Here is a 556-nt window from a genome sequence, read left to right on the forward strand (position 1 = left end):
CCGCCGCACCGGCATCCGCGCGGACACCGTACTTGGGTCGGGCGGGTCCGGGGGTCACGGCACCCGGGTGGCGAACACGATGACGTTGTCGACGTAGTTGCCGGTGTCCCGGTCGAACCGGCCGCCGCAGGTGATCAGCCGCAGGCCGGTCGCGTCACTGGGCCCGTAGACCAGATCGGTGGGGAAGTGGTCCTTCGGGTACGACCCGACGCCGTCGACGGCGAAGGTGGCGACGCTGGCGTCGGCGCGGGTGATCCGTACGGTGTCGCCGGGCCGCAGCCGGCCGAGGTCGAAGAAGACGGCGGGGCCGGCGGCGGAGTCGACGTGCCCGACGAGCACGGCGTTGCCGGTCTCGCCTGGGCTGACACCGTGCCGGTACCAGCCGGCCAGGGTGGGCCGGTCCAGCGGCGGCACCTCCAGGTGCCCGTCGGCGTCGGCGCCCACCGGGACGATCCGTGCCCGCACATTGATGGCCGGGATCCGCACGTCGACCGGCGCGGCCCGGTGCAGCGGCGGCACCGACGGCGCGGAGCGGGCCGGTGCGGGGGCGTGGGCG

The 556-nt window shown here is 75.5% G+C and carries 1 protein-coding gene; it reads right to left on the bottom strand.

Annotated elements, in window-relative coordinates; translation table 11 throughout:
* Positions 1 to 54: 54 nt before the first annotated feature.
* The coding region (locus F6X68_RS33035; protein WP_151457878.1) for a class F sortase at positions 55 to 556 on the bottom strand (502 nt) is incomplete at its 5' end.

The organism is Micromonospora sp. AMSO12t (genome assembly GCF_008806585.1).
GTDB classification, from domain to species: Bacteria; Actinomycetota; Actinomycetes; order Mycobacteriales; family Micromonosporaceae; genus Micromonospora; species Micromonospora reichwaldensis.